Origin of the sequence: Methylophaga sp., from assembly GCF_965655755.1 — a bacterium.
Taxonomy (GTDB): Bacteria; Pseudomonadota; Gammaproteobacteria; order Nitrosococcales; family Methylophagaceae; genus Methylophaga.
Map to the genome: position 1 here is coordinate 1,309 of NZ_CBFHHW010000007.1, position 5,805 is coordinate 7,113.

Consider the following 5,805-nt stretch of genomic DNA (forward strand, 5'->3'; position numbering starts at 1 on the left):
CCAATCAGGAATAAAATATGATGGCCAAGATCCTGAAACTGCTTGAGTTTATTAAGCAATACCGTGTGACCCAGATGTAAATCCGGTGCGGTAGGATCGAAACCAGCTTTAATACGAAGCGGTTTGCCCGTTTCGAGTTTTTCGACCAGTTCGCTTTCTACTAAGATTTCATCAGCACCACGGCGAATCTCTGTCATCGCCTCTTGTACAAGGGTCATCTACTGCTCTCCGAATTTAAGTTTGATAAGTGGGCGACGATATTATCATAAGAAGTATCAATTAAGGTCTTCCAATTCAGTGAAAATGCTGCCAGAATTGAAAGAATTTTTAATTTCAGCAAGAGTTTGCATATGAAACGTAATAGACTTTTGAACTCATCACCTAAAGCAAGACTGTTCTCGAGCGAAAAAGTACCACATAGCAAACGACGTCATATTTTTGCATTATCATTGTTGTCCATGGTTGGCGTGTTTCTCACCACCATCGTTCTGGCGACAAGCACACCCGTTAATACTGAAACTAAATCACAATCCATCATACTGCCAAACCAGACAGGTTCCCAGTTGCTCTCTGATACGTCTTCAGACTCAAACCAGATAGAGCCATTAAGTCTGGCTCACCCAGTCAAAACTACTGTCGTTAACGCACCTGCAATCAATCGCGTGCCGGTCCCCAATAAAAATGATGTCAAGATTTCTGAATCTGATGCACTTGAACGCTTCCACATCAATCAAGACAAAGCAGTTGAAACGACTGAAGCCATAACATCAGAACAAACTGTTGCATCGGAAATCGCAACAAACAGCAACGCATCTGGAAAATCAAGCCTAAACTGGCAAGAAATAACTGTGAAAAGTGGCGACAACCTTTCATTGATATTCCCCCGAGTCGGTTTGTCTGCACGTGATGTCTACAATGTGGCGCAGACCGGTGATGATATTAAACCCTTACTTAATCTGAAGCCCGGCCAGACTCTGCGCTTCGGCCTCAGTCAGGTTGACAACGATAAAACCACGCTCAAGCAAATAGAGTTGCAGCTAAGTCCTGTTGAAAAATTACAACTAACAGCCACTGAAAATGGCTTTGCAGTAGAGACTTTAACGAGAGAAACTGACAAACGCCAAAAACAGGTGGCCGGTCAGATTGAAAGATCACTATTTGAAGCCGGTCTGAAGTCTGGCATGTCGAACAAGTTAATTATGGAACTAGCTCATATTTTCGGTTGGGATATTGACTTTGCTTTGGATCTCCGTCAAGGCGACAACTTCAAAGTGATTTTCGAAGAATCTTATCTCGATGGTGAGAAATTTGATGATGGCGACATCCTAGCAGCTGAATTCACTAATAGAGGCAAGACCTTCCGGGCTCTTCGCTACACCGATGCAGAGGGCAACAGTCACTTCTACGCGCCTAATGGCGATAGTATGCGTAAAACCTTCACTCGAACACCAGTGCACTTTTCACGTATCAGTTCACGCTTTAACCCAAACCGAAAACACCCGGTTTTGAAAACCAGCCGTCCACACCGCGGTGTTGACTATGCTGCAGCAACAGGTACTCCTATTCTGGCAACCGGTGACGGAAAAGTCAGTTTTGTTGGCACAAAAGGTGGATATGGTCGCACTGTTATTCTTTCACATGGTGGAAAGTACACGACGCTCTATGCACATATGTCTCGCTTCAAAAAAGGCTTGCGTAATGGTCAGCGTGTAAAACAAGGGCAAACCATTGGTTATATTGGTAGCAGTGGTCTAGCAACCGGGCCTCACCTGCACTACGAATTCCGCGTTAACGGCGTGCACCGCAACCCGTTAACAGTGGCATTGCCAAAGGCACAGCCTCTGGATGCCAAATATATGGCAGAATTCAAACAAAAATCTCAACCATTGCTAGCTCAGTTAGAACAACTTCAGCTTCCTGTGTTAGCACTTAATCAGCCTTAGTTTTATGGCTCTGTTCATCGGTGTCATGTCAGGTACAAGCCTGGACGGGATTGATATTGCTATTGTTGATATCAGCAACAACAAAATACAGCTTCGTGCCGCTGAAACCTTTCCATTCTCAAAAAGTCTGCGTGATGACCTATTCACCCTAATTAATACGGGGCGGGCTCATTTACAGCAGCTGGGTCAGGTGGATATTGCACTCGGTCATGCATATAGTGACGCGATTCTCCAGTTGTTATCTGAAACCAATATTAAACCATCGGAAATCAATGCGATTGGCTGTCATGGCCAGACCATCTTCCATGCACCAGAAGCTGCCTATCCATTCAGTATGCAAATAGGAAATGCCAGTGTTGTTGCAGAATTAACAGGGATCACAACGGTGGCTGACTTTCGCCAACGCGATATGGTGCTGGGTGGCCAAGGTGCTCCACTCGTCCCCGCTTTTCACAAAGCTATGTTTCATAATGCCGACGAAGACACAGTTATTGCTAATATTGGCGGCATAAGCAATATCACTATTCTGCCTGCAGATAGCCACAAGCCTACCTTAGGCTTTGATACTGGCCCAGGTAATATTCTGATGGACCAATGGTATCAACAACACCATAAAGCCTTGTATGACGAAAATGGTCAGTGGGCACGGGATGGTCAGGTTGATGATGAATTGCTCTCCTTATTACTAATGGATCCCTTTTTTTTACAGGATGTACCCAAAAGTACTGGTCGCGAACATTTCAATCTTACATGGTTGACGAATAAGCTGGTCGAATTTGATACACCAATCAAAGCGCAATCGATTCAGAAGACACTCTTGCAACTCACCGTAAGATCGATAGCTAACGCCGTAAAAACCTATGCAGCAACCTCAGGTAGTCTGTTTGTTTGTGGTGGTGGCGCTCATAATGCGGTCTTGATGCAGGCTTTACAAGATGAGCTCTCAGACATGAATGTTCATAATACGGCTGACTTAGGCTTAGCACCTGATTGGGTCGAAGCATGTGCCTTTGCCTGGCTTGGCATGCAGACTATTAACCATCAATCAGGTAATCTTCCCGCTGTCACCGGTGCTAGCAAACCCACTATTTTGGGTGGAATTTATTCGTCAAGCGAAGCATCGTAGCCAAAGCTATCCATTAACGCATCCAAAGATGCATCCTCGTCAGGCATGACTTTAAACAACCAGCCATCTCCAAACGCATCCTGATTAATCAGCTCGGGACTGTCTTCCAGTTCTGTATTAATCGTCAGAATTGTTCCACTGACAGGCATGTGAATATCGGAAGCGGATTTCACAGACTCCACAAACATACACACATCACCCGCTGCAAAGTGTGTCCCAGGTTGCGGTAAGGAGACATACACAACGTCACCTAATTGATCCTGAGCATGCTCGGTAATCCCCACGGTCAGGTCAGTATCGTCTTCATTCACCCATTCATGCGTGGGTGCATAACGTAAATGATCCGGATTCGGCTCCATCAGACTCGTCCATATAACGCATTGAGATTCTTAATTTTAGCAGGAATATCATCCGACACCATATCCCAGTTAAATTGCCAGCCCCAGTTACCTTCTACTGTGCCAGGCACGTTCATGCGGTGGTCTGCATTCAACGACAACACATCCTGCAAGGGCACCACGGCGAGTTCTGATACTGAACGCAATGCTGAACGGATGAGTAGCCAGGGCATAGGCTCAGAAGTTTCTCCCATGTAGGCGTGCATGTGCTCCTTCACATGTGGCTCCAAGGCCTCATACCAACCAAGTGTTGTATTGTTATCGTGAGTTCCGGTGTAAGTAACACTATCTTCACATTGCTGATGCGGTAAGTAAGGGTTACTGGCATCACCACCAAATGCAAATTGCAGAATCTTCATGCCAGGCATACCATACTTTTCTCTGAGAGCTGTTACTTGTTCGGTAATGATGCCTAAATCTTCTGCGACCAACGGCAACTCACCAAAAACCTCAAGTAAACGGTCAAATAACTGTTCACCGGGAGCAACAACCCATTTCCCCTCGATCGCTGTTTCGCAATCAACAGGAATCTCCCAACAAGATTCAAACCCCCGAAAATGATCGATACGAATGAGATCAAACAATTCCAGTTGAGTCTGTAATCGTCTTCGCCACCAATCGAAATTCTGCTCAATGTGTTTATGCCATTCGTAAAGTGGATTCCCCCAACGTTGCCCGGTCTCAGAAAAGTAATCAGGTGGTACACCGGCCACTCTGGTCGGTTGCCCTTGCTTATCCAAAGTGAATAAGTCCGGTTCTGCCCACACATCAGCACTGTCATGTGCGACAAAGATGGGCATATCACCGAATAATTTGACGCCTTTGTCATTAGCGTAGCTACGCAGTTGATGCCACTGTCGGTAAAATATAAATTGTTCAAACTGGCGTATTGTGAGTGCGCTCTCACGCTCTGCGGAGATTTTTTTAATCGCTTCCAAATCACGGTTTCGTAGCTCAACTGGCCAATCAAACCATGCTCTGGACTGGTGTAGATGACGAATTTCACGGTATAAAACGTAATCATCCAACCAATATTGCTGTTGCAGACAAAAGTCTCGGAAAGCCTGTTTTTCGACCTCATCAGCACGAGCTTCAAACTGACGATACGCATTGGCCAGTAATCGTGACATTTTCGGGTCATTGAGCGTTTTCGGCTCTATCCAGGGCTCAGCCCGGAGCTTATCCCGACAAATTAAAAGGTTGTTGCCCGCATGAGCAGAGAGACATTGGTAAGGCGAGCGATCATCGTGTGTTGGTCCAAGTGGTAACATCTGCCAGACAGAAACACCTGACGCTTCCAGAAAATCGACGAAGCGGTAGGCATCCGCCCCCATATTGCCGGATGGCAAGCTTGTAATATGAAGCAAAACCCCGGTCCGCCTTTGCTCAAAGATATCTGCCTGTTTCATTAACCACCACGCCGCATTGTGCCTGCTTGCTCAACGCCACCACCACCATGAGAAATAACCATAGACAGGGTCTGTGGTACTTCTTCTCCAAGCATCTGATACAAGTTGGACAGGTGTAGGCGATAGAGACGTTCGAAGTCGCTGACGCTATCTGAGGAATTATAATCACCAAACCACCAAAACCAGTCTGACCCCTCACAAATGGCCAGTTGGCGCTCGAGAGCCTGCTTGGTTTCCTCATCAAAACTCTGCGTAGCCATGACCTTGTCATAGACCTGTTTAGCTTCACTGAGTAAGTCCCAACCACGATTCTTGTCTGGATCCCCAATCCAGGTCGAATATGTACCAAACACCCAGCTACCTCCCATCATTTTCGGTAAGGGTGCTGGCAGTACGCCGTTATGCAAAGCTTCACTGAAAGTAGTGAGTTCAATGTCAGGATGGTCCTGCAGGCGCTTGTAGAGGGATTGCAGGAAATAATAGCCATTGTAGGAATAATATTCCCATGCATTTTCGCCATCAAGAATGACGGAAACGACACGATCATGGTCGCCTTCAGTATTCTTTTTAATGTTAAGCAGATGGTGAATAAAATCATTTACAGCATCATCGGCGCCCCATTTGGTATAAGTAAATCCAATCATGTCGGATAGACCATCATCACGATAAAAGCAGGCAGGACTTGCCCCGGGCATCTTATATGGCTTATGAATGCTCGCACCATCCAAACCTGAGAGTTTGAGACTATTTCGCAGCACATTTTCACCAGTCGCAGCCCATTCAAAGCCATGTTGGGAAATCAGTTTCAGCGTAGCTTCTGAAACAGCACCTTCGGAAGGCCAGCAGCCTTTGGGACGGAAGCCGAAAAAGGATTCAAAAACACGAAGTCCCTCCTCCATATGCCAGTGCGCCCGCTCTTCACCGCCCGG

At 46.1% G+C, this 5,805-nt stretch carries 5 protein-coding genes and 1 pseudogene (1 of these 6 only partly in view); 2 read left to right on the forward strand and 4 right to left on the reverse strand.

The annotated features are described in order from the left end of the window. Positions 1-218: pseudogene (locus ACTF5U_RS03905) on the reverse strand (tyrosine--tRNA ligase); the annotation flags it as partial. Positions 219-350: 132 nt separating this feature from the next. On the opposite strand from ACTF5U_RS03905, the gene ACTF5U_RS03910 reads away from it, so the two are divergent. Together ACTF5U_RS03910 and ACTF5U_RS03915 are read left to right on the forward strand one after the other, a co-directional pair. Further along, positions 351-1,943: an OapA family protein gene (locus ACTF5U_RS03910; protein WP_438970335.1), complete on the forward strand. Its 1,593-nt coding sequence runs from the start codon at positions 351-353 to the stop codon at positions 1,941-1,943. A gap of 4 nt (positions 1,944-1,947) precedes the next feature. Beyond that, a complete protein-coding gene (locus ACTF5U_RS03915) occupies positions 1,948-3,069 on the forward strand; it encodes an anhydro-N-acetylmuramic acid kinase (protein ID WP_438970336.1) in 1,122 nt (373 codons plus the stop codon). On the opposite strand, the gene gcvH is transcribed toward ACTF5U_RS03915, so the two are convergent. The 3 genes in view from gcvH to ACTF5U_RS03930 are tightly spaced (each overlapping or abutting the next) and all read right to left on the reverse strand, a layout consistent with a single transcriptional unit that may run on beyond the window. Continuing rightward, positions 3,045-3,428 carry a glycine cleavage system protein GcvH gene (gene gcvH / locus ACTF5U_RS03920; protein WP_438970337.1) on the reverse strand — a complete coding sequence of 128 codons (384 nt, stop codon included), beginning with the start codon at positions 3,426-3,428 and terminating at the stop codon, positions 3,045-3,047. The two genes, ACTF5U_RS03915 and gcvH, sit on opposite strands and share 25 nt — an antisense overlap. Next, positions 3,428-4,876: a 4-alpha-glucanotransferase gene (gene malQ / locus ACTF5U_RS03925; protein ID WP_438970338.1), complete on the reverse strand. Its 1,449-nt coding sequence runs from the start codon at positions 4,874-4,876 to the stop codon at positions 3,428-3,430. Before malQ ends, gcvH begins: the two co-directional genes overlap by 1 nt. Further along, positions 4,876-5,805, reverse strand: the 3' portion of a protein-coding gene (locus ACTF5U_RS03930; RefSeq protein ID WP_438970339.1) for a glycoside hydrolase. The gene runs 840 nt beyond the window's last position; the window shows 930 of its 1,770 coding nt (coding positions 841-1,770); its start codon lies off the right edge, out of view; it ends in the stop codon at positions 4,876-4,878. Before ACTF5U_RS03930 ends, malQ begins: the two co-directional genes overlap by 1 nt.

Bases quoted from the DNA above. Each gene is read 5' to 3' on its own strand.
- ACTF5U_RS03910 (WP_438970335.1), top strand. From the start codon at position 351: ATGAAACGTAATAGACTTTTGAACTCATCACCTAAAGCAAGACTGTTC.
- ACTF5U_RS03915 (WP_438970336.1), top strand. From the start codon at position 1,948: ATGGCTCTGTTCATCGGTGTCATGTCAGGTACAAGCCTGGACGGGATT.
- gcvH (WP_438970337.1), bottom strand. From the start codon at position 3,428: ATGGAGCCGAATCCGGATCATTTACGTTATGCACCCACGCATGAATGG.
- malQ (WP_438970338.1), bottom strand. From the start codon at position 4,876: ATGAAACAGGCAGATATCTTTGAGCAAAGGCGGACCGGGGTTTTGCTT.